The organism is Idiomarina baltica OS145, from assembly GCF_000152885.1.
Taxonomy (GTDB): domain Bacteria; phylum Pseudomonadota; class Gammaproteobacteria; order Enterobacterales; family Alteromonadaceae; genus Idiomarina; species Idiomarina baltica.
On the sequence record NZ_CH672403.1, the window covers coordinates 454,185 to 476,805 of the forward strand.

Sequence of the window (22,621 nt, forward strand, 5' to 3'; positions counted from 1 at the left end):
AGTTACGTTGATTTTAAAAACAAAATCGGTGCAATCCACTGTGCAACAACGGCTAGAATAAAGCCGGTTAATAACCACAATGCATTAGAATTTGTAAGCAGTAAAACTAAACTCAGTAGTACTGCTGTAAGTACTAGCTTGACGCCCTCACCAACAAAAAAACTTTTGACCACTTGTTGGTTGGCACGCGCGCCCGCATATCTAAACGCTATCCAGCCAAACAGCGCGTTGGGAATCAGTGCCGAAAAACTCCCCAATAAAGCGGCTAATGCAGCATCTGTTTGGCTCACAAGAAAGGCCAATAAAGCAGTGCACAACGACACAACTAACTGACTCAAAACCGTTTTTCGTGCTAGTTTTTTTCCTGCCAAAGCAAGGGGCTGAGTCACTATTGAACCTTTCTTCAAAATTTGGGTGTTGACCTATTTTTAAACAGGCGCAAATAAACTCGCGCTAGTATAAAGATCTGCCCGCTAAATGCAAACAAATTTGCCTACAGCCTTTGAGTTTAATGCTACTTAACATACCCGTTACAAATGTGACAAGGGTCTTATTTTATGTGCGCTAATATGCCATCTAACTCATCTAAGTTAGTGTAATTGATAACGACTTTTCCTTTACCTTTTCGGCCATGATTGATAGCAACTTTTGCGCCCAAGCGCTCTGATAAGGATGCCTCAAGGCGTTCGATATCAGCATCAGGTTGAGGTTTGTCTTGTTGTTTGGGAGGTTCAATGGTTTTGCGAACTAATTTTTCAGCTTCGCGCACCGTCATATCTTTTGCAGCAATATGCTGAGCAACGCTCGCTTGCTGTTCACCTTCGAGCGCTAATAATAATTTAGCGTGCCCGAGTTCAATATCGCCACGTTCAAGTAGCAACTTAACGCTCGCCTCTAAATTATTGAGGCGCAAAAGATTAGTCACCGTAGTGCGAGATTTACCAACCGCTTGCGCGACGTCTTGATGTGTCATATTAAATTCATCAAGTAGTCGTTGGAGTGCCGTTGCCTCCTCCATCGCATTAAGATCTTCGCGCTGGATGTTTTCAATTAAAGCAATCGCCACGGCAGCTTCGTCTGGCACGTCTTTTACCAAGCAGGGAACCAATTCAAGTTTAGCTAATTGCGCGGCTCGCCAGCGGCGCTCACCAGCAATGATTTCATATTCATCGTCTGCGATGATACGCACCACGATAGGCTGAATTATACCCTGTGCTTTTACCGAAGCAGCGAGATCTTCAAGTGCCTCAGGAGACATATCTTTACGCGGTTGATAACGTCCAGGTTGCAGTTGCTCGATAGGTAGCTTTTGAAGTTCACCTTTAACCAACGTATGTTGTTCATCTTCCACGGGTGGCTGATGACCATCTTGGCGTTGTTGACTCGCCGAATTGCTCGTCAATAAAGCGTCTAATCCACGACCTAAACCACGTTTTTTCGGCGACATATATTTATTTCCTCAAACCCTACTACTCGTTTTTATGAATTAACCGATTGCTGCTCTTTTTCCAGCTTTTCAGCTCGCCGGATGATCTCTCCAGCAAGTGATAAATAAGCTTTTGCACCAGTTGATGACTTATCATAATACATGGCCGGGGCACCAAACGAAGGGGCCTCAGCCAACCGTACGTTACGTGGAATAACCGTGCGATAAACTTTTTCACCAAAATGTTGCTTAAGCTGTTCTGATACATCATTAGCTAAGCGATTACGCGGGTCGTACATCGTACGCAGAATGCCTTCAATTGTCAGGCTTGAATTAACCACTTCAGCAAGCTGTCGGATTGTCTCCATTAACGCAGTCAGTCCCTCTAATGCATAATACTCGCACTGCATCGGTACAAGAATAGAATCGGCTGCTGCCATCGCATTAACGGTCAACATATTTAAGGAAGGAGGGCAGTCGATAAAAATAAAGTCATAATCGTCTTGCACGCTCTTAAGTGCGTTTCGAAGCCGTACTTCGCGCGCAAAAAATTCCATTAATTTGATTTCTGCGGCTGTGACATCAGAGTTTGCAGCGATAAGATGATATTTGCCGTTAGTATCGGTAACAACCACTTCTTTAATGGGTTTTTCGTCCACTAACAATTCATACACGGTGCTATCGACTTCATACTTATCAACACCGCTACCCATAGTCGCATTGCCTTGAGGATCTAAATCAATGAGTAGAACTTTACGCTTGGTTGCAGCCATGGATGCAGCCAAATTCACTGCGGTGGTCGTTTTGCCCACGCCGCCTTTTTGATTAGCTATCGCAATAGTTGTAGCCACGGGTGCATCACCTCTTATTATTAATGGGCGTTAATTGGACGGATAATAACCATGTGCCGCTCGCCTTCCAAGCCGGGCACCATCAATCGGTTGATTTCATCAATACCGTATTGGGTGTCAAGGTCAGCTATCTCTTGCTCTGGATACATACCTTTGAGCGCATAAAATCGCCCTGACGGCTTTGGTAAATGATGACACCATGAAAGCATATCATTAAGCGAGGCAAAGGCTCTACTCAACACACCGTCAAAATCGTGTAAGCGACTATCATAAGCTTCTACTCGGCTTTGTACGGCAGTTACATTCTCGATATTAAGTTCATGACAAACTTGCCTGATAAAGCGAATTCGTTTACCTAAGCTATCTAACAATACGAATTCACAGTGTGGCATACAAATAGCCAATGGCAAGCCAGGTAAGCCCGGACCTGTGCCTACATCAATAAATTGCTCACCTTTTAAATGTGGCATTACCACAAGGCTATCAATGATATGCTTAGTAAGCATTTCATTTGGATCACGGACTGATGTCAGATTATACGCTTTATTCCATTTATCCAGCAATTCAACCAGTTGCACAAGTTTAACCACTTGTTCATCTGACACTGTGCCACGGACAGAATCATCCGTTTGTGCAAGTAACCTCTCTAATTTTTCTTTCAAACTCATCCCTTACGCGCTTTTTCTGAGCAAACCTTGCTTTTTAAGATGTACGAGCAACATTGAAATTGCTGCAGGTGTAATACCTGAAATTCGAGCAGCTTTACCAACGGTTTCAGGTTGGTGTTGGTTCAATTTAGCAATCACCTCGTTAGAGAGACCTTTAATGCTCGTATAATCAAACTGATTAGGTAAACGCGTATTTTCATGGCGTTGTTGCTTAGCAATCTCATCTTGCTGCCGTGAAATATAGCCTGCATATTTAGTTTGAATCTCAACCTGTTCGGCTGCAGCTGAATCACTTAAACCCGGCGCAAAGAACGGTGTTTTAACCAACTGCTGATAGTTTACTTCTGGTCGACGTAGTAGCTCCTCACCACTGACCTCTTTTGTTATCGGACTTTTCACAAAGGCGTTAATACTATCAATTTCTGGGTGATCTTTATGAACCCAAGTGCTACGCAAGCGCTGCTTTTCTTGCTCGATAGCTTCCATTTTTAAATTAAACGCTTGCCAACGTTCATCATCAACCAAACCAAGTTCACGACCTGTTTCAGTTAAGCGAATATCCGCATTATCTTCACGCAATAATAGTCTATATTCTGCTCGTGATGTAAACATACGATAGGGCTCTTGCGTACCCAAAGTCGACAGATCATCAATGAGTACGCCCATGTAAGCTTGATCACGACGAGGAGACCACGTTTCTTTATCTTGAGCTAAACGTGCTGCATTTAGGCCAGCTATCAAACCTTGTGCACCTGCTTCTTCATAACCAGTGGTGCCATTGATTTGACCAGCAAAAAACAAACCATTAATCACTTTAGTTTCCAGTGACTGCTTGAGATCTCGTGGATCAAAATAATCATACTCGATCGCATAACCAGGACGTGTAATCACAGCATTCTCGAAACCACGAATTGACTGAACCAATTGCTGTTGAACGTCAAAAGGCAAACTCGTTGAGATCCCGTTGGGATACACTTCAAACGTATTGAGACCCTCAGGCTCTACAAATATTTGATGCGAAGTTTTGTCCGCAAAACGGACAATTTTGTCCTCTATTGAAGGGCAGTAACGCGGTCCAACACCTTCAATCTCGCCCGAATACATGGGTGAACGATCGAGTCCTGAACGAATCACATCATGAGTTTGCTCATTGGTATGTGTAATATAGCAAGGGATCTGTTGAGGATGATCAGCGCGACTTCCTAAGTACGAGAACACGGGTGTTGGTGTGTCACCGGGTTGTTCTTGCATGACTGAAAAATCAATTGAATGACTTGCAATACGAGGTGGAGTACCTGTCTTCAAGCGATCAACACGAAGTGGTAACGCACGTAAACGTTGTGATAGGGCATTTGCTGGTGGATCCCCTGCACGACCGCCTTGGTAATTATCTAAACCAATATGGATCCGACCACCAAGAAAAGTGCCCACTGTAAGTACGACTGCTCGAGCATGGAATTTGAGCCCCATTTGGGTCACTACACCCGTCACCTGATCATTTTCTACGATCAGATCGTCACAGCCTTGCTGAAATAACGTTAAGTTAGGTTGGGTCTCCAACGCATAACGGATTGCTTGCTTATATAGTTGACGATCGGCTTGCGCTCGCGTAGCCCGCACCGCAGGGCCTTTCGACGAGTTCAATGTTCTGAATTGAATACCTGCTTTGTCAGCGGCTTTTGCCATGATACCGCCGAGTGCATCGATCTCTTTGACCAAATGCCCTTTACCAATACCACCGATCGCTGGGTTACATGACATTTGTCCCAACGTATCAATGTTATGCGTTAGCAATAAAGTACGCGATCCCATGCGAGCTGCGGCTAGCGCTGCTTCGGTACCTGCATGTCCACCACCGACGACGATGACGTCATAGGTTTGGGCGTTATTTTTCAACATTCAGAACAACCTCGATGAAAGGAGATAAAGATAAAACTGATCATCATCAGTGAACCGCGTATTTTAACGCGTTTTGGCTGTGATCGAAACGGTTATTTTTTATTCAGACTGTAAAGCTATGCTCGATCAATAAAGATCAGTAAAGGATCTTTATTTAGATCTTTATTATTGTTTCTATTAGGATCGCTTTTTCTGTGAATAGATCGCTACAAGTCTTATTTTTACTGCTTTTTAGAGCGATCAAAACATGTGAAAAAGATCCCTTAAACTGCGATCATAGATCGTGGATAACTAGGGTGTTTATACACAGCTTGAGTTATCCCCACAGTTATACCCAATTCAATGACAGCGCTTATGTCTGCTTATCCTTATTTTGATCACAAGTAAAAAAATTTGTGTATAGAACTGTGGATACGATCACGTGATCGTGTTGCAAACCCCATAAAATACGCGATCAATCTTGTGGGTATGATCGCAATTTATCGATCAATTCAGTAACCCATTTTGATACTTTGTCTTCAGGATCATCTTCCATCATGTCGATCTCTAATCGTTCAAATAGTCGTGTGGCATTCAAAACGCTGAGCTTTTTATCGCAATGTCGACCGGCTTCACAAAAAGTGTCATAACAAGATTCACCGATGGCACAGACCGCATAGCTAAGATCAGGCAATAAAGGGGCATTCGTAGAAGCGATGACATCATAGAAATCAAGCATTGAATCGGCATAGTCGCCTGCTCCGTGAGTGGCTAGGAAGATCAGCCAAATACCTGATTTGGGTAAATCATCGAAAGTGGGTTCGTAATGCATCTGGGTAGAAAGATCATGACTTTCTAGAATTTCTTGAACGTGGTCGGCTAACGCTTCAGTGTTGCCCGACGTGGTGCCTACCAATATATGTATCGTATTCGTCATCGTAAAATGCTTAAATAGTTGTGACAGATACTCGTATTGTACAGGAGTGAAAAACCATGCGTGCAATTTATCTATTCGCAGTTGTCATATTGAGTTTGCCTATATTTTCCATGGCCAAAGGTATTGAGACTGCAAAGCAAGTTGAACAGAATTTGTGGGTAATGGGAATGCCTCGTGAGGAGGTTATTGAATACTTTTCTCAACAAGGCGGCGATATCGTAATCAGTCTGTTGTCTGTACCAGAACAATCACAAACAGCTGAATCGACATGGGTAACAGAAAACGGCATGGCGTTTTACCATGTTGCAATTCCAGGCGCTGATGGTTTGACACTCGCAAAGGTGCGCTTGTTGGATAAAGTGTTACTTGAGCATAAAGATAAAAATGTGCTCGTGCATTGTGCATCGGGTAATCGAGTGGGTGCTTTGTTTGCACTGCGTGCAGCGTGGCTCGATGGAAAGGAAAAAGACCTAGCGCTCAAAATAGGGCGTGAGCGAGGTTTAACCTCGCTCGAAAAGACGGTATCAGAGATGCTCGCGCAATAAATCTGGTTGGCGATTCGGAGTAAAGATCTCGATCCAGTAGCCATCGGGATCTTTAATAAAAGCAATGCCTTTCATGTTGCCATCATTAGGTTTTTTCTGGAATTCAACGCCGAGCTCTTCAAAGCGCTCGCAGGCGGAGTCAATGTCGGGCACGGCAAAGCCGATATGACCAAACCCCTTTGGCTCTTGGTTACCGCTGTGATACGACACGTTGTCATCGTTCTCATCTCCCCAGTTATGCGTAAGTTCTAGCATGGCGGGTCGGCCAAAGGTTTGAACGATGCGTTCATCGTGATCGGTTGACCAATGACTGCGTTCTTCGGGCGAGATTGAGGCCATGAAATAGAGCGTGAACTTCATCTCAGGGAAGTCCAAACGCTTGATAAGCGTCATGCCGAGTACCTCTGAATAGAACTTTAAAGTACGCTCGGGATCTTTAATACGAAACATCGTCTGATTGAAAACAAATTTGTGGGTTGCGGGATCGTGATGTTCTGATAACCCCTTAGCTTGGTCAAAATGACGACTCATGGAATGCTCCTAAGACAACAATGTGTGAATTACTAGAAATTGGGAATAAGACATTAAATTTCAAGCCAGAGCCCGAAGCTCGTTGGTATGTATACATGGTTGAATGCGGTGATCGATCACTTTACACCGGTGTCACTACGTGTTTAGAACGACGCATTCGTCAACATAACGGCGAGTTAAGTGGTGGGGCTCGCTATACACAGAGTCGCCGACCAGTCGTGTTGAGTTGGCGTCAGGGGCCTTTTTCTAAAACTCGTGCCTGTCAGCTCGAAGCTCAATTGAAACAACTCTCGCGTGCAGATAAACGAAAATTAATTAGTCTGTAACCGGTCGTTCTTTTTGACACTGCCAACATTCTTCAAATGAGGCAGGATTAAGCTCACCACATGCAGGACAACACCATTCTGCGTTATTAGCGCTATTTTGTTCATAGAGACTGAGAATATGTTTCGCGGCATCGTAAGCTTCTGGCATGACGTAGATGACCGTTTCGATAGCGTCAGCAGGTAACTCGCCAACGCCGCCGGCACTGGGATTATTGGGAACGTGAACCTGAATTCCCTCAGCACGCAATAATCCGCCGAGTAATTCGGCCTCTATCGGGCTACTGGCGCGGTAAATCTTTATCCATTGATCGCTCATGAGACACCATGACTTGTTGATAACGTAATAACCAACTTATCACGCTTTTATATGATGCGTGAGTTTTGTCAGCAATTTGTATGAGTTTGAATAGTCGGTGGTAAAATCGCGCCCGATAGCGACGCCGTCGAGAAGCGGATGCCGGTGTTTGGCCAAAGGCTTCAAGTTCATGGGCAATTGCGATAGTTAACGCATGTTCACGACGAGCGAGATTGGTTGGATAGAGTAGTTTGTAACCAAGCATCGCTGTGATAGGGGCTAACACAACAGCAAGCGCAATACTCACCGAATTAAATACCTCAAAGCTGTACGGTATTACCGGCTGCATCAACAATAGAAAGACCAGAATAAAGTCCATGCTCCCGTTAATCGTACGGTGATGGGATAAAGGAAACGCGGCGATAAACATTATAGGTAGCAGTGACATTACCATGGCGCCGGTACTTTCTAGATAAGGCCATATTGCCGCATGAATGACTATCGAGAGTAATGCCCCTGCACATTGACCGATGAATACTGTTTTCATTGTCTTAGCAGGGTTATCTGTGGTGGAAAACAGCGTTAGCATGATGCTTGCGCCCAACAACAAAAAGGCGACTTGGAACCACTCGGTATACCACCATAAAGCACTGATTAATCCCATGATGACCATGGTTCGAATACTGGCCTCGCGTGCGCCTATCCAGTCACGGTGAAGCAACGATAGCGAGCGGCGTGTCGAGGACGCCGCGCGACCGGAATCACGAAATGAAAGACGCTCGTCACAGGCCTCAATAAATTCATCAAATGCACTGCGTAATGGTGACTGTCTAACGCTCAAAGAGGCGTTCTTTAATGCGGCTAAAATATCTGAGCGTTTCGCATTTTGCCGGAGTAAACTTGCTGCATCAAGTAAGTGCTTACTTATCTCTTGATTGGCTTCAAGTGGCAAGAAATAAATCTGAGCCAACCACTCAAGTTGGCTATTAATAACCTTTCTTACCAGTCGAGCGGATTCATGTGCTGCAGGAGAACCCGTACCATGTTCGAGCAATTGTGCTTCAATTTGTGCTAGTTTCGATAGCCGGTCATCAAAATTAAGGAGTGCTTTGTCTTGCTTACTGAATAATTGTGCTACATTTTCTAGAGAAATAATGGTTTCGCGTCGCATTTGGTTGATAAGGCTTTGCTCCGCGCGTTTGTAGGTGAATAACCAACCTACAACCAGTGCCATCATGACACCAACAAATACCGTTAATAACCGGTCGATCCCCAAAGGCAAGAGCGCATCAGGGCTGCGGCTTAGCAAAGCAACCATGGAAGCAGAGTAACCCGCCAAAATAGTGCCATAAGACACTAAGCCATGAATTAGATTACCAAGATAAACACAGAGAGCGACCCAAAGTGTAAGACCCATCGCGACAGGCAGTATTTGATGATCCGCTGTCACCACTAAAATCATACCAAACAAGGTTCCGATTAGAGTGCCTAGCGCGCGATATGCGCCTTTTTCTAACAGCAGTCCGCGAGTAGGTTGCGAAACAGCCCATACGGTCATAGCGGCCCACTGTGGGTGTTCTAATCCTAATGCCCAGGCTATGATCAATGATAAGCAGGCAGCCAACGCAGTCCGCAATCCAAAGCGGAAGCGAATATAGTCAAAACCGAGTTTAGCAAGCGGCTGCCTCACAAGCTCCATAAAGTCTATTTACCGATACAGAATTTAATATTTTAAATAAAAACAAACATATAAGTAAAAACTGGAGCACATTAGGAGTGAAAATAAATTTATAAAAAAGTGCAAAGATGTTAAGTGTCTTGGTATCCAGCCTCTCATTTCCTAATTTCTAAGTGGGAAATGTGGGAAAATGGGATCTATTCCTCAACAGAACAAAATTTATCCGAACTAATTGATATGTTAGGTGTATTTAGAATCCCATTTTTAAAAATCTCTTACCTATCGCCTGAAGAGTGCGTCTGCTTTTTTTTGTCATCGTTAGAGGTCATTCCCGATCTGGTAACGCCTCCTCCTTGAAATTTACATCCATTTTTCGCCCATTCAGGATATGATTTAATGGCTTTCTCTGATTTTTCAATTCTTTCACTAAGATTTAAATATGTCATGTTCGATGCCTCTTACCGTTTCTACTATAGTGGGAACCAAATTACTAACAATTTGATTTTCTATTGCCATATAGGATGTTACAAACCGTTTTAGCTTCGTCTTCGCTTTATTCTTTTTCCACTCTACAACTTCTCCACTTTTGTTCTTTCGTTTGGTTATAAGTTTGAATGCAAACTGGTACATTCTTGGCGCAACCCCAATGAATGGTTCGAAGATTACCAATCCATTATTTTCACGAGAACCAGAAATAGAGTCTTTGAATAATTTATTTGTGAAACTTTTAGGGTATGGTTCAATGAAAACTAACCTCTTTACACCAGACGAAATAATGTGGCGAGCACAAATATGGCAGGGAAATGTATTAACGTACATAGTCGAATTTTTTACACTAGCTCCTTTCGATACGGCGTCTGTAAGGGCTGCCATTTCAGCATGAACGGTTCTTCCATATTCAATAACATTTAGAGCTTGTAAGCCGTCAAGCACCGGGTCGCTCGTTCCATTTATCGATTTTTCGACGAGTCCTGACAACGTTTCTTTAGCTTTCGTGTCAAAATTTCCACGTTCTTTCAATCTATTAAAAACTTCAGCTAGCATTAACCTTTTAAGTTCAGCACCCTGATCCGAGTCATATTGGAAGTCACGACCATCTGGAGTATCCCCTTCCCAATATAGACCCCCGAGCGCTTTTGGAACGTCATTGCAACCTAATGCTATTATCTCCCCATCATCCCCGCAGATAGACGAACCGACTTGTCGAGCCAAGTCAGCGGACCGCCAAGATGCAGCTTCAGCATGAAACATGCCCCATTCGTCTCTCGTAGGCGTAATAAAAGGGTTGCCGAAAATTATTTGAAATAGTCTATCAATTTGAGTAGAGAGTTTGTCCTCTTTCGAATCCAAATCAACAAAAAAATCGGCTTTGGGGAAACACGACTGAACATTTTGACCAAAATCTAAAGATTCTTCTTTTTCATCCCTAGTAATCAAGTATTCTGCATCTGACCTAGCAGAGTGAACTCCTTGAGGGTTTTTTCTACTATTGCTTATTCTTCTCGCAAGATTTTCTATTCTGTTACCTCGACTAGCATGAGCAGATACTAAAATAAATCCTTGTCCATATGTGGCACGCAAAGTAGATATTTCGTCAGGATGTTTCAGGGAGTCCAAAATATATGCTGTCTTTTCCCTCGGATCTAGCGAGGGAAGTTTTTCTTTCTTATTAAGCGATTCTCTAATGTCTTGTATTTTAGCAATGGCTAATAAAGCTAGAGCATCACCTTTAGACGTAATTTCTCTTAAATTATTTCCCGCATTCATTAAACTATCTATTCGGTCGCACTCATCCTCAAAATCCGATTCAACTTTTTCAAAACCCGGTAGGGCGCTCATTAAAGAGCTTAGCTTTATCTTTTTTGTTTGATAATTATATTCCTCTAATTCAGAAATAATAATTTTACAAATCTTTGAGCGGTCAACCCCTGCAGGACCAACTATCCCAATAACCAACTCTGGAGCTCCAGATGGAGCTAATGGGTCGTATCCTTTATAAGAAAAAATCGGTGACGACTTATCGTTATCTTCAGGTGAAGAAATTTTATTTTTATTTGCGCACATGAGATCCGTCTGCAGTTTTTTAGCGAGTGTAAGCCAACGTTCGAATTGACTACTTGTATCCTATTATAGGCATGGCTAGCCATTATATCCAATAATAAAATTTATAAAAATCAAATATATACATATCATAGTGATTGCAAATACAAGAGTTTGCCAAATTTTCGGGAGCTTTACTTTTACAGCAAATTTTTACTTAAGACTCTGTTTAAATTAGTAACAGTACTCCGGCGACTTTGGTTCCGGGCCATCTAGAATAGCATCTGAGACTGCTATTAACGGGTCCATGCAGTCTGCTTTGATTCGAGCCCAGCTTATCCAGTCCTTGAGCTCCTCGTTGAGCTCCCCATTCCTGACCGCAGCCTGCTCTACCGCATCGATATATTGTCGTAAACGTTCGGCTTCGAGCCACTGGGTGGCGCTTACCTTCAATTCTTTAAGTTGCTCTAGTTCCTGCTTTCGGAGCTCAACCTGGCGGTCGTATCGGTCTTTTTCTGTCTGCCATGCTAGGCGTCTGCGCTCCTGCTCTTCAGCTCGGATACGATGTTCTGCGATCAGGTCTAATGTACCGGCAACAACTTGATGCAGCCGTTGCTCCAGCGGATTTTTCAGCGTATCCCCCCAACTTCTGGATGGGTAACCGGCGATTGAAATCGTCAATTTTCCGGTTGGGTGGTAGTCGTAATTAGGTGGCCTTGGGTAGTGGTATCCGGTTCCCCAGCGATTCGGAGAACGTTGCCAGCGTTCAATTGCTTTTTTCTCTGCTACGGTTATTTCATGCTTGCTCCTGGCGACATGCTCGCTGATTGCTATGGTCAACGAAGTTTCGTCCAGTCCGATCAGGGTACTACTCTTTTCACGGTCCACCCAAACCTTCATCCCCTGACTTTCAAGCGCTTTTATCAGTGTGTCACCTATCAATAACGCTCTATCGATGGCATCTCTAGTCACTTCGAAAGCAAAAATTTCTCCCGGCGCTGAACGCAGTCCTTTGTAGTTGCCCCATCCGGCTTTTTGCCTCAGTCGCTTGGATGCTTTCCTTATCAAAGGATGCTGCGATTCGAGCAGTTCTGGCACATCAACAAAGCCTATACGTTCTTTAGCTGTCGTGGCTTTTTTCCGCGAGGCATCAGGATTATTGGGGTCGTAAGTGCGTGACCGACTCAGAGGTAAGGAGTAATTTTCAAACTCCCTGGCGATAGGAAGCGGAATTTTCTTCGGTGAATGTCCGGCGTTGATTTTTGCCCAGTACCCACGTGGCGACAGAGGTATCTTGTGCTTGCGACAAACTTTTCCCAATGCAACACCGGATATCCCATAGCGCGGCGCAACTCTGGAGACAGGCTCTGCCCATACCTCGTTGTAAAGTGATTCTCGCGTAATTGCAGCGACGCTTTCCATAGGTAACCTCTGCTGATCAAAAGTGCCATTTTCTTTTATAGCCAAAGTTATGCCTGCCCCGCCAATTTTTCGCTACGTCCGAGTTTAAACTTTGTTCTGTTAGTGCAAAGCATTGATTTATAAATATTATTTTTAGTTTTCCTCTTGCATATTCTCAACCTCATGAGAATATTTAATAAAAGCAGGAGGACATAATGAAAAGATTAGCACCCTTAACTACGGCAATATTGGCCGCTGCCCTGGCTGGCTGCACGGCCACCCCATGAGTTTACAATCAGGAAGAGTCTCGGGCTTTAAACCTGGCGAGAGCCGGTGGTATCTACGATATGGACTTGCGGGATTCTGGGGATGGCACTCGCTCCTACAGTAAAGGCATGTTGGTGCCATTACTGGATCTCGCCAGCCTGGCGACTTCATTCGATGCACTGCTTCGACATCTCTCGGGTAGCCAGACGTTTTTGTTCAACGCTACTGACATCATGATGACTCCAGACAATCCGTCGGCGAGACCAAGCCTGATGGGATGGATGCCAGCGTCTATGGCCACTTCGGAGGCTCAGGCCTATGAGCAGTATGTGGATCTGGTGGACCAGGCCATCCGGCTAGCTGCCAATGATATGGCGTTGAGCGCCACCAAACTCAGTAACGTGGAGACGCCCGAGATTGACGGCCATCCACTGGTGCTTTGGTCGATTGAAAGCGCTGAGCATGGATGTGGTGTGAATCAATGTGTGGTTGCCTACAACATCAAAACTCCGAATCGCTGGAAGTCACCGCCTTACGTGGAAGGTACTGAGCCCGAAAGCTACAACATCGCGGCCAATCATCCAGAGAATTATTCCCGCCTTGTTTTCCGGCAGTCAGGTGAGCAACTCAGCTTCCCTGTGGACGAGTTCTACCGCACGGTCAGTGGTGCCTCACCATCCTGGATGGTGGTTTATTTTCCTCCCGGCACCGTAATCCGGGATGGCGAACCGCTCCCGTACCCTGTGCTGTACGAGCAGGGGCAGCGACTGATTTTCAATGAGCCAGATCATGAGTGACTGGCATGATGAACTTGAGTTCGCTCTGTTGCCGCTTGAAGACGCCAAAATCGATAGCGACTGCATGACCTTTGTGATCAGCAATGCCCTGAGCGAGCAAGGCATATTCCATGAATGTCGTATCGGATACGCAGAGGGACGACTGGGCCAAATGGCCACTGCTCCCCATTGCTGGATTGAGCTCGAACAGGGCTGGTGTATCGATCTGCGGCTCAGACATTGGTTGGGCGATGAGGACGACCTCCCTCATGGCGTATTCCAGCCATCCAACTATCCGCGAGTTCGATATCAAGGCACTGCGTGGCTGGTTTCACGCCTGGACACGGAAGATTTGAGGGCGATGACAAATGAAGCCTACAGCAAGATGAAACTGCCATGGCTGGCCGGGCAAGCCGCTGCGGCCTGACGCCGGGCAAAACTTGCATTTTCTCAGGTTCTGGTAGCTTCGAAGTAAAGAGCTATCGGGGACTGAAACCATGGTGAGGGTGACAAAAAAAGTAGCAGTGGGGCTCGCCGGGATCGGCGTTGTGGAGCTCGCCTTAAGGGGTACCGATGCCGCGCTTTACGCATGGTATCTATTGTTCGTGCTCTGGTTGGTCGTACTGCTTATTCGCTTCGCAATGGCCGCAGTCGATGCTTACAAGACGGTTTTCGCCAAGGGACCCGACGGGGAAATGACGTTTGCTGAATTCGAGACAAAGATGGCGTCGTTTGGTCGAGGCAGTGGTAGGGGAGAAAACGGTCCACGCAGCACGACAACCTCCGGCACCGGGAGTAAAGACGGCACTGGCGATCCGTTCGATGACTTCAGAGTCAATCCGATCCTCCGGGAAGATGATCCGTTAGGGGAGTTTTTCGACTCTTGAGGTGGTTCCTGATGGGTACACTTCAGGGGGAACCAACTATTCAGGCCGCTTACCATGACAAGGAACCATTTAAAACAGACCGGCCAAACGGAACCACTTATAACAGACTGAGGAGGCATGAATGTTTATACGCGCCTATTTGAGAGCATCGACCCAGGAACAAAATGCCGAGCGGGCCAAAGCATCGCTAATCCAGTTTGCCGAGCAACATGGTCAGCGCATTGTTGTCTTTTATACGGAGAATGTTTCCGGTGCCACATTGCATCGCCCCGAACTGATGCGACTGATTGCCGAATCCGGTGAAGGTGACATTGTGCTGGTAGAACAGATAGACCGGCTTGCCCGCCTGAAACAGCAGGACTGGGATACGCTCAAACAGAAGCTGGCAGCCAAGCGTTTGGCGATTGTCTCGCCCGAGTTACCAACGAGTTGGCTGGCACTGGACAAGAAAGACGACACTGGCTTTACCGACTCTATCTTGCAGGCTGTTAACAGTATGATGCTCGACATGTTGGCAGCGGTAGCCCGCAAAGATTACGAGGATAGGCGTCGACGTCAGAACCAGGGGATCAACAAGGCCCGCAGCGAGGGTAAGTATCAGGGGCGTCAACCTGATCTGAAGAGGCGGCAACACATCGCCAGTTTATTGCGCACCGGCCATAGCTATAGTGAAATCCAGGACATCCTGAGTTGTTCGCGCCATCTGATTGCCTCTGTCGCAAAGGAACAAAGGCAGTCAGATGCAGCATAGGCTGCAACTTGCACTCAAAGAACGAAAACAGGAGAACTCACATGATCGATATGTCCGTCACACTTATTGCTTTCCTCGGCTTTGTCACCGTTATCTTGGCAATATGCGGGATCACATACCTGAACGCTGACCGGCTGGAAGCATTTCTCAACCGGAAATTTCAAGGACGCCGCCCGGTCGATAAAAATTCCAGATAATCTGGGGGTAAACGGCTACTTTTGCCCAAATTGGCAAATTACAGACCCGTGGGTTTGTCTCTGCGGCCAGTAGCATTTCTCTTGAACATTAACCAACAGGAGAATGCTAATGAGCAAACCCAAAACCATTCAGGAAATCACCGATAAGTGGCATGAGGTGGCGCGTGCCGGGGAGTTTGACCATCACCAGGGGCGCCGAATGGCGCTTGATCAATGCAGACAGTATCTACAATCGCTATCCAAAAGCCTGGATATGGAGCGAGCGCGCCTACGCTATCTCGCTCAGCGACTGTCGGACCATTTTTGGGCACATAATGAGGCCCATCGAACCAAGGAAACGAGAGGCTACCCTGGCCACCACGGCTGCCGGGTGAGAATCCTGCACGGCAGCTTGGAAATGCACTGGTATTACAACACCTTTGTAAGAGTGAGAAACCGTAAGGGGCATGCGGTTATCAGTGAACACATCCGTCGAGCCCTGAAACACCGGTACTCAAAACCAGCATTTAACCGCGCTCACGAATGGGAAAGGCCCATCATTGAAGAGACCGAAGCCGGGTTTGAGATAGTGCGTATCATGAATGCAAACCTCACTCACATGCGCCGTCTCGTCAGGGCGAACCTGAAGCAGTTGGACAGTTTGGAGGCGCATTTCGATGCCCTTCAGCCCCCGGAATCCTAAACAAAATATCATTCAGGCCCGTCCCCTTCCGACGAGCTTTATGCATCTATTTTAGAGGATGATTACAAACAGTATTTGGCTTAAACTACGTAATACTCTGGGTACAAGACTTGTCGAAAGGCCTAGATTTTTTTTGTATTCGCGCCGACCTGTGTATACGATAGTTTGACAATAAAAAGCAATTCTTACGGTTGACTGCGAGGGATATGTGAAAAACTGCTCAAAAGGATCAATTTGGAGAAAGTGGGACCTCCATGTCCATACTCCATTTTCAATTCTGAACAACCAGTTCGGCGACGACTTTGACAATTACGTCAGAAAACTCTTTCGATCAGCAATAGATCATAATGTAAGTGCCATTGGCCTGACCGACTATTGCCTTCTTGACGGCTATAAAAAAGTAGTCGAAGACTATATTCTCAACGATGATAAACTAGCTGAGCTATTTGATGAGGATGAAATCAGGAAAATTAAGAATATTGCTATTTTCCCGAATCTCGAGTTTCGCTTGGACAAACTCGTAGTAGGCAAAGAGGTCGACTTAAAATGGAATAGGCGGACCAACTTCCACGTTATCCTTTCCAATGAATTGTCTCCCACACTAATCCAAAGCGAGTTTTTATCCAGAATACAGTTTGAAACTCACGCTGAAACAGGGCTCAAAGCCGAGAGAAGAGCCTTAACCAAAGAAAACTTGATAGAATATGGTAACAGACTAATTGAAGAACACCCCGAGTTTAGAGGCCAATCTGCCCTTGCGGTAGGGATCTGCAATGCGTCGGTCAATACAAGCGAAATAGCTGAACTACTCACCGAAGATGGAAGATTCAAAAAAAACTACTTGTTAGCTTTGCCTTGTGACGAAGACCTTAGCAGAGTAAGTTGGAACTCGGCCGGTCACGGTACGCGGAAGACACTTATTCAACAGAGCCAACTGATATTCTCATCTAACAAGCGTACGAGAAGCTTCTTGCTCGGAGATTATCACGATAATCCTACCTCTTTCAGAAAAGAGTTTGGCTTACCTAAAGCTTGTATATGGGGCTCCGATGCACATGCATACGAAACACTTTTTGAGCCTGACGAAGAAAATAACACTTGGATAAAGGCTGATCTTACTTTTGAGGGCCTCAAGCAGGTAGTATTTGAGCCGAGGTCACGGGTTGCTATTCAAGATACTTGCCCTGGCGATAAGGTAAGCTATGAAGTTATAGACTCCGTTCGATTCAAAGATTCCAGTGGGAAAAATATTTTTCCTGAATATAAAATAGAATTAAATTCGGATTTAAATTCGATTATTGGTGGCAAATCCTCAGGGAAATCGCTTTTACTCTATCATATTTCAAGGACGGCAAATAAAGAGGAAACCGTAAAGAAGTGTGATCTAGCAAAGGCAAGTACTTATCCAGAATTTGAAAATGAATCAAATTTCGACTTTGAAGTCACTTGGAACGACAACACTAAACAAAGCTTTAGAGAAACAAACGAACAACGACCAATAACCTACATACCTCAGCTATATATAAATAAATTAGCCGAGGAAAGTGGTCGAGATCAACTCAATGAGCTTGTACTCGAAATTCTATATCAAGACAGGGAAATAAAGCTAGGTGCTGAAGAGCTTTTTAAAAACTGTGATTCGTTGAATGAGAGCATCAGCACACAGGTTACAAAACTTGTATCCCTCAGACACAAGTATGCAAAAGAAAAGGGCGAAAAGGAAAAAATAGGAGCTGAGAACTCGATAAATAATGAAAAAGAAAAAATAAAAGAAAAAATAGAAAGAATAAAAAAATCATCAGGTTTTACTCCTGAAGAAAGAAAAATTTATAGAAAGCTTAGCGACAGATTGTCAGTTAGCGAAAAAAGGCGTTCGTCTCTTTTAAGATATATTGAAATACACACTGAGCTAAAAAATGAATTAGTAAGAGAGATGGAAGATTCGTTTAGAAACGTAGCTCTTATGACGAATTCTGAAGAGTCAGAAAAAAAACGGTTTCACACTGGAAGCCGCCTTGTTCAGATAACACTGGATAAGATTCAGAAAATCATTGATGACCTGCCAATAGAAGCGGGAAAGAACATTCGCCGCGCTAATAGCTTGATAGGCTCGCTAGATGAAAGAATTATAAATACCACGGAAAGTCTTGAAAAATTCTCGTCTAAAGTAAAAAGCCAAAACGAATTGAAGGGACTTCTAGAGGCGCAAAAACGGGAAGAAGCTAAGCTTAGAGCTATTCAAGAAGCAGGCAAGAAGGTCAAAAGCACTCTCGAACAAGGGAAAGCAGCTTCTGATCAGCTTAAAGCCCTGTATGGGCAGTTGTTTGACACATATGGTGAAATAGAGGCGCTTTTCAATGGTGCTGCGAAGATCGACAATGAAAATATAACGCTTCAAGCTAGCCTGGAATTCGATCACAATAGTTTCGATTCTTTCATAAACTGTTTTGATGCCAGAGGAAGCCTTGCAAGTACTCTAGGCGACTCGATTGATAGTGAAAACAATTATATTTACTCAAAAGACACGCATTTAGACTCTATATTCACCCTGAGTGAGAAGGTTCGAGATTTCTCCCAGATCGCCCATAAAGTTCGAAAGAGTGCGAACGAGGAACTAATCCTTAGAAATCTACTTCAGGATTGCTTTTACATATCTTTTAACTTGCTTTATAAAAATGACGACATTATCAGCATGTCGCCCGGTAAGCGAGGACTGGTGCTTCTCCATCTCATACTACACTTGAGCAATTCCTCTCACCCTATACTTATAGATCAACCTGAAGATAATTTAGATAACCGCACAGTTTATAATGAACTCCGCGACTTTATTAGGGAAAGGAAAGAGAAAAGACAAATCATCATGGTCACTCACAACGCTAATATGGTTGTATCCACAGATTCCGAATGTGTTATCGTCGCGAATCAGGCTGGCCAGCAGCATGATATGGAAAACGAGCAATTTAGATTCGAATATGTTTCCGGCGCCATGGAGTGCACGTTTTTCGAACCAGATGCGCCCTCATTGCTTAAGAAATTCGGCATTAGAGAGCATATTTGCGAGGTTCTAGAGGGGGGACAACTTGCATTCGAAGAGCGAGAGCGTAAGTACGCTTTCAAGCGATAAGGACAAATTAAGGCCCGACCGAGGTCGATACCGGCCAAACAGAGGAAGAGGTGCAGTTATCGACGCTGGTCGAAAAGCTCAATGAGCGATTTGGTACTGAGTTTACCCCGGCAGTTCAGCTGTTCTTAGACCAAGTGAAGGAGACCGCCGTTGCCAACGAGCAGCTTCTCCAGGCCGTCATGGCCAACAGCATGGAGAACTTCGAACCGATATTTACCAAGCAGCTTGAGAACTTGTTCGTAGAGCGCATGGACGGCAACGAAGACATCTTCACACGCCTGATGAGCGACGAATCCTTCCACAATATCGCTTCTAAGTACCTGATGCGGGCTGTGTATAACCAAGTCAAAACCAGCGTTGAAACGCAGTAACAGAACAAAAAAGGGATAACGTCCGTTATGAAAGCTACAGAAGCCAAGTTGTTAGACTTCCTGAAGAAGTCGCCACAATTTGTCATTCCGATCTACCAGAGAACGTACTCCTGGTCTGAACAGCAATGTCGCCAACTGTGGGACGACATTATGCGAGCCGGTACCGACGATGGTATATCAGCACATTTCATTGGCTCGGTGGTCTACATCGAGAAGGGGCTTTATCAGGTGTCCAGTCAATCACCGTTGCTGGTCATTGATGGGCAGCAGCGACTGACTACCACCATGCTGATTCTTGAGGCGCTATCTCGACACCTTGGGGAAACAGAACCTCTGGAGGGGTTTTCGGCTAAGAAGCTGCGCAATTACTACCTGCTTAACCCGTTGGAGGACGGTGAGCGAGCGTACAAACTGCTATTGACCCAGACGGACAAAGAGAGCCTTCTGGCGTTGGTCACGCAGAAGCCGTTACCTGATGACGGTTCTTTTCGAATCCAGGAAAACTTCGAGTTCTTCAACAGCCAAATTGAGCGGCTTAACGGGGAACTGGAAACCCTCTGCCGGGGCCTTTCAAAGCTCATCATCGTTGATATTGCGCTGAGCCGAGACCAGGATAACCCTCAACTCATTTTTGAGAGCATGAATTCTACAGGAAAAGCTTTGAGCCAGGCTGACCTGATCCGGAACTATGTGCTGATGGGACTGGAGCCGGAGCATCAAACTCGACTCTATCGCGACCACTGGCGTCCGATGGAGGTGGAATTCGGACAAGAAGGCTATGGCGTTTATTTTGACAGCTTCATGCGCCACTACCTCACGGTTAAAACCGGGGAAATTCCACGGTTAGATGAGGTATACGAGGCTTTCAAACAGCATTCACGTCGTGCCGAAGTGGCGAGCGCTGGTGTCGATTCATTGGTCGCTGAAATACATGCTTTCGCCCGGTATTTTTGTGCAATGGCATTGGGGAAAGAAACAGATAAACAGCTCGGAATGGCATTTAAGGACCTGCGGGAGCTAAAAGTCGACGTGGCATATCCGTTTCTGCTGGAACTTTACCATGATTACCAACAGGACAATCTGTCCCGAGATGACTTTCATAGCGCTATTCGGCTGATCGAGGCTTATGTGTTCCGTCGTGCCGTTTGTGCCATCCCCACAAACTCGCTGAACAAGACCTTTGCGACCTTTCATAAATCATTGCAGAAGAACCGTTACCTGGAGAGCATCAAGGCTCACCTGCTCGGTTTGAAGTCATACCGGCGTTTTCCGAATGACGAAGAGTTCAAAAGGGAACTGGCAGTACGCGATCTCTATAATTTCCGCAGTCGGAGTTACTGGTTACGCCGCCTGGAGAATTTCGAGCGCAAGGAACGGGTTCCGGTCGACGAATACACGATTGAACACATCATGCCGCAGAATGAGAATCTGTCTGCTAGATGGAAGGATGAGCTAGGTCCGGAATGGAAGCGCGTGCATGAAACCTGGCTGCATACGTTGGGTAACCTGACTCTTACGGGCTACAACTCAGAGTACAGCGACCGAGCTTTCATCGAGAAGCGCGATATGCAAGGCGGATTCAAACAAAGCCCCCTAAGGCTCAACGAGGGCTTGGGAGCTGTAGAAGCATGGAATGAGGACTCAATTAAGAATCGGGCCGCCAAGCTGGCCCAAGAAGCGGTGCGGGTTTGGGCGGCACCGGTATTGCCGGACGAGATCCTCGATACCTACCGCAACGTGGCCGTCAAACCAGAAGCCTACAACCTTGAGGATCACCCTCAACTGGCAGACGAAAGCCCAATGCGCGCTCTATTTGAGCAGCTTCGAAAGGAAGTCCTGGTGCTCGACCCGAGCGTCACTGAAGAAGTCCTCAAGCTCTATATAGCGTTCAAAGCCGAGACGAACTTTGTCGATGTGGTCCCGCAAAAGACCCGTTTGCGACTGTCTCTTAATATGCCGTTTCACGAATTGAGCGATCCGAAAGGGATGGCTCGTGACGTGACCAATCTCGGACGTTGGGGAAATGGCGATGTGGAAGTAGGGTTAAGTGAGGAATCTGAGCTGGCCTATGTAATGGGGCTCATTCGACAGGCGTTCGAAAAGCAGATGGGAGGAGAAGTTGGTTAATCCTCAATCCCTGACAGGAGCTCTGTTGGCTCAAGACATCTTACAATCAGTTAAGACTATATTTAGTAAACCTGATTCAGATTTTTTTATTGAGTTGAATGAAGGCAGCCCTCCTGGGCACGCAAGCAGCCGTATTTTCAAAGGAGATCTCTCTATTACGATAAGTCGTGACTTGGCGAAAGCAGAAATATCGGATATTAACTTATTTACATTGGTCGCTTTTACTATTTGCCATGAGATTGCTCATTGCTTAGGTGGACACTTAAAAGTTATTGATAAGAGCATATTGGATAGTAAGTCCATAGAAGCTCATGCTGATTACATCGGTGCTCGCTTGATGTCATGGTACTTTGGGACATTACCTGACAACGACAAGATCAATAATTTGGAGTTTTATAAGAGTTTTAGGGATGACCCGTTTCATCAACTGACTGACGCATTCTTGTATATAAAAAAGTATACATTTGATATGGAAGGGATGGGTCGGTATCCAACGAACGGCTATAGACTTACCCTTATTATCGGGGGGGTTTATTCTTACTTGGCACGTATCGGCGTGTTGAACCGTAATATTTTGCATTTGATGGCTAAAACGATTTTGAGGTCTGGTATATCGTCATCTGAAGCATTTTCAGCGATGATAAATAGTAACAGCAATGCACAGGTTCAAGTGAATTTACAACAATTAGTCGACGACGGTTTAACAGATAAGGCCACTAACCTCCGGGAGATCAAAGTCGAATACTGGTTTTTATTCGCTACACATCAACAAATTCAAAGTATTGTCGACCAGCAAGTTCTCCAATAAAGGCTGTTTTTGGCCCTGGAGGACTTTCCAATCGCTACACATACCTATCTGATTT

23 protein-coding genes are annotated in these 22,621 nt (G+C 45.3%); 12 read left to right on the plus strand and 11 right to left on the minus strand.

What is annotated here, in order from left to right; genetic code table 11:
• Window positions 1–2: 2 nt before the first annotated feature.
• The 6 genes from OS145_RS03525 to OS145_RS03550 all read right to left on the minus strand — a co-directional run bounded on the left by OS145_RS03525 (window position 3) and on the right by OS145_RS03550 (window position 5,760).
• The gene (locus OS145_RS03525; RefSeq protein WP_006954758.1) at window positions 3–389 is read right to left on the minus strand and encodes an ATP synthase subunit I; all 387 of its coding nucleotides are present in this window, start codon (window positions 387–389) and stop codon (window positions 3–5) included.
• A 161-nt stretch (window positions 390–550) separates the two neighbouring features.
• Window positions 551–1,447, minus strand: a complete 897-nt coding sequence (locus OS145_RS03530) for a ParB/RepB/Spo0J family partition protein (protein ID WP_006954760.1) — start codon at window positions 1,445–1,447, stop codon at window positions 551–553.
• 32 nt (window positions 1,448–1,479) lie between these two features.
• A complete protein-coding gene (locus OS145_RS03535; RefSeq protein ID WP_006954761.1) occupies window positions 1,480–2,277 on the minus strand; it encodes a ParA family protein in 798 nt (265 codons plus the stop codon).
• Between the two features lie 20 nt (window positions 2,278–2,297).
• Window positions 2,298–2,939, minus strand: coding sequence for a 16S rRNA (guanine(527)-N(7))-methyltransferase RsmG (gene rsmG / locus OS145_RS03540; protein ID WP_165477439.1), 642 nt, complete (start codon window positions 2,937–2,939; stop codon window positions 2,298–2,300).
• 9 nt (window positions 2,940–2,948) lie between these two features.
• Window positions 2,949–4,844 carry a tRNA uridine-5-carboxymethylaminomethyl(34) synthesis enzyme MnmG gene (gene mnmG, locus OS145_RS03545; protein ID WP_006954764.1) on the minus strand — a complete coding sequence of 632 codons (1,896 nt, stop codon included), beginning with the start codon at window positions 4,842–4,844 and terminating at the stop codon, window positions 2,949–2,951.
• A gap of 454 nt (window positions 4,845–5,298) precedes the next feature.
• Window positions 5,299–5,760, minus strand: a complete 462-nt coding sequence (locus OS145_RS03550) for a flavodoxin domain-containing protein (RefSeq protein ID WP_006954766.1) — start codon at window positions 5,758–5,760, stop codon at window positions 5,299–5,301.
• Window positions 5,761–5,816: 56 nt separating this feature from the next.
• Here OS145_RS03550 and OS145_RS03555 point away from each other — a divergent pair, with 56 nt between their 5' ends.
• Window positions 5,817–6,305, plus strand: a complete 489-nt coding sequence (locus OS145_RS03555) for a protein tyrosine phosphatase family protein (protein WP_006954768.1) — start codon at window positions 5,817–5,819, stop codon at window positions 6,303–6,305.
• Here OS145_RS03555 and gloA read toward each other — a convergent pair.
• Window positions 6,285–6,836: a lactoylglutathione lyase gene (gloA, locus tag OS145_RS03560; RefSeq protein ID WP_006954770.1), complete on the minus strand. Its 552-nt coding sequence runs from the start codon at window positions 6,834–6,836 to the stop codon at window positions 6,285–6,287. The two genes, OS145_RS03555 and gloA, sit on opposite strands and share 21 nt — an antisense overlap.
• A gap of 95 nt (window positions 6,837–6,931) precedes the next feature.
• Here gloA and OS145_RS13700 point away from each other — a divergent pair, with 95 nt between their 5' ends.
• Complete coding sequence (locus tag OS145_RS13700; protein ID WP_040487699.1) at window positions 6,932–7,162, plus strand: GIY-YIG nuclease family protein; 231 nt, start codon at window positions 6,932–6,934, stop codon at window positions 7,160–7,162.
• Here OS145_RS13700 and OS145_RS03570 read toward each other — a convergent pair.
• The 4 genes from OS145_RS03570 to OS145_RS12950 all read right to left on the minus strand — a co-directional run bounded on the left by OS145_RS03570 (window position 7,152) and on the right by OS145_RS12950 (window position 12,642).
• Window positions 7,152–7,478, minus strand: coding sequence for a putative signal transducing protein (locus OS145_RS03570; protein ID WP_006954777.1), 327 nt, complete (start codon window positions 7,476–7,478; stop codon window positions 7,152–7,154). The two genes, OS145_RS13700 and OS145_RS03570, sit on opposite strands and share 11 nt — an antisense overlap.
• Window positions 7,441–9,156 (minus strand): FUSC family protein, encoded by a 1,716-nt coding sequence (locus OS145_RS03575; RefSeq protein ID WP_006954778.1) that lies wholly within the window; start codon window positions 9,154–9,156, stop codon window positions 7,441–7,443. Before OS145_RS03575 ends, OS145_RS03570 begins: the two co-directional genes overlap by 38 nt.
• Before the next feature lie 405 nt (window positions 9,157–9,561).
• Window positions 9,562–11,199, minus strand: coding sequence for an anti-phage dCTP deaminase (locus OS145_RS03580; protein ID WP_006954780.1), 1,638 nt, complete (start codon window positions 11,197–11,199; stop codon window positions 9,562–9,564).
• A 210-nt stretch (window positions 11,200–11,409) separates the two neighbouring features.
• Entirely contained in the window at window positions 11,410–12,642 is a 1,233-nt protein-coding gene (locus OS145_RS12950) for a hypothetical protein (RefSeq protein WP_131382125.1), read from the minus strand.
• Window positions 12,643–12,923: 281 nt separating this feature from the next.
• Between OS145_RS12950 and OS145_RS03590 the strand changes: the two genes are divergently transcribed.
• The 10 genes from OS145_RS03590 (at window position 12,924) to OS145_RS03630 (ending at window position 22,566) form a co-directional block, all read left to right on the plus strand.
• Complete coding sequence (locus OS145_RS03590; protein WP_006954784.1) at window positions 12,924–13,640, plus strand: hypothetical protein; 717 nt, start codon at window positions 12,924–12,926, stop codon at window positions 13,638–13,640.
• Entirely contained in the window at window positions 13,633–14,046 is a 414-nt protein-coding gene (locus tag OS145_RS03595; protein ID WP_006954785.1) for a hypothetical protein, read from the plus strand. Before OS145_RS03590 ends, OS145_RS03595 begins: the two co-directional genes overlap by 8 nt.
• A gap of 70 nt (window positions 14,047–14,116) precedes the next feature.
• A complete protein-coding gene (locus OS145_RS03600; RefSeq protein WP_006954786.1) occupies window positions 14,117–14,506 on the plus strand; it encodes a hypothetical protein in 390 nt (129 codons plus the stop codon).
• 121 nt (window positions 14,507–14,627) lie between these two features.
• The gene (locus OS145_RS03605) at window positions 14,628–15,257 is read left to right on the plus strand and encodes a recombinase family protein (protein WP_006954792.1); all 630 of its coding nucleotides are present in this window, start codon (window positions 14,628–14,630) and stop codon (window positions 15,255–15,257) included.
• 41 nt (window positions 15,258–15,298) lie between these two features.
• Complete coding sequence (locus tag OS145_RS13380) at window positions 15,299–15,454, plus strand: hypothetical protein (protein ID WP_006954793.1); 156 nt, start codon at window positions 15,299–15,301, stop codon at window positions 15,452–15,454.
• A gap of 109 nt (window positions 15,455–15,563) precedes the next feature.
• Complete coding sequence (mobI, locus tag OS145_RS03610) at window positions 15,564–16,136, plus strand: conjugative transfer protein MobI(A/C) (protein ID WP_006954794.1); 573 nt, start codon at window positions 15,564–15,566, stop codon at window positions 16,134–16,136.
• 208 nt (window positions 16,137–16,344) lie between these two features.
• Window positions 16,345–19,260 (plus strand): TrlF family AAA-like ATPase, encoded by a 2,916-nt coding sequence (locus OS145_RS03615; protein WP_006954795.1) that lies wholly within the window; start codon window positions 16,345–16,347, stop codon window positions 19,258–19,260.
• A gap of 50 nt (window positions 19,261–19,310) precedes the next feature.
• Window positions 19,311–19,631 (plus strand): hypothetical protein, encoded by a 321-nt coding sequence (locus tag OS145_RS03620; protein WP_006954796.1) that lies wholly within the window; start codon window positions 19,311–19,313, stop codon window positions 19,629–19,631.
• Window positions 19,632–19,658: 27 nt separating this feature from the next.
• Window positions 19,659–21,758, plus strand: a complete 2,100-nt coding sequence (locus OS145_RS03625; RefSeq protein ID WP_006954797.1) for a GmrSD restriction endonuclease domain-containing protein — start codon at window positions 19,659–19,661, stop codon at window positions 21,756–21,758.
• 25 nt (window positions 21,759–21,783) lie between these two features.
• Window positions 21,784–22,566: a hypothetical protein gene (locus OS145_RS03630; RefSeq protein ID WP_006954798.1), complete on the plus strand. Its 783-nt coding sequence runs from the start codon at window positions 21,784–21,786 to the stop codon at window positions 22,564–22,566.
• Window positions 22,567–22,621 lie beyond the last annotated feature (55 nt).

Bases quoted from the DNA above. Each gene is read 5' to 3' on its own strand.
- OS145_RS03575 (WP_006954778.1), bottom strand. From the start codon at position 9,156: ATGGAGCTTGTGAGGCAGCCGCTTGCTAAACTCGGTTTTGACTATATT.
- OS145_RS03580 (WP_006954780.1), bottom strand. From the start codon at position 11,199: ATGTGCGCAAATAAAAATAAAATTTCTTCACCTGAAGATAACGATAAG.
- mobI (WP_006954794.1), top strand. From the start codon at position 15,564: ATGAGCAAACCCAAAACCATTCAGGAAATCACCGATAAGTGGCATGAG.
- OS145_RS03605 (WP_006954792.1), top strand. From the start codon at position 14,628: ATGTTTATACGCGCCTATTTGAGAGCATCGACCCAGGAACAAAATGCC.
- OS145_RS03530 (WP_006954760.1), bottom strand. From the start codon at position 1,447: ATGTCGCCGAAAAAACGTGGTTTAGGTCGTGGATTAGACGCTTTATTG.
- OS145_RS03595 (WP_006954785.1), top strand. From the start codon at position 13,633: ATGAGTGACTGGCATGATGAACTTGAGTTCGCTCTGTTGCCGCTTGAA.
- gloA (WP_006954770.1), bottom strand. From the start codon at position 6,836: ATGAGTCGTCATTTTGACCAAGCTAAGGGGTTATCAGAACATCACGAT.
- OS145_RS03570 (WP_006954777.1), bottom strand. From the start codon at position 7,478: ATGAGCGATCAATGGATAAAGATTTACCGCGCCAGTAGCCCGATAGAG.
- OS145_RS13380 (WP_006954793.1), top strand. From the start codon at position 15,299: ATGATCGATATGTCCGTCACACTTATTGCTTTCCTCGGCTTTGTCACC.
- OS145_RS13700 (WP_040487699.1), top strand. From the start codon at position 6,932: ATGGTTGAATGCGGTGATCGATCACTTTACACCGGTGTCACTACGTGT.
- OS145_RS03590 (WP_006954784.1), top strand. From the start codon at position 12,924: ATGGACTTGCGGGATTCTGGGGATGGCACTCGCTCCTACAGTAAAGGC.
- mnmG (WP_006954764.1), bottom strand. From the start codon at position 4,844: ATGTTGAAAAATAACGCCCAAACCTATGACGTCATCGTCGTCGGTGGT.
- OS145_RS03555 (WP_006954768.1), top strand. From the start codon at position 5,817: ATGCGTGCAATTTATCTATTCGCAGTTGTCATATTGAGTTTGCCTATA.
- OS145_RS03600 (WP_006954786.1), top strand. From the start codon at position 14,117: ATGGTGAGGGTGACAAAAAAAGTAGCAGTGGGGCTCGCCGGGATCGGC.
- OS145_RS03550 (WP_006954766.1), bottom strand. From the start codon at position 5,760: ATGACGAATACGATACATATATTGGTAGGCACCACGTCGGGCAACACT.
- OS145_RS03625 (WP_006954797.1), top strand. From the start codon at position 19,659: ATGAAAGCTACAGAAGCCAAGTTGTTAGACTTCCTGAAGAAGTCGCCA.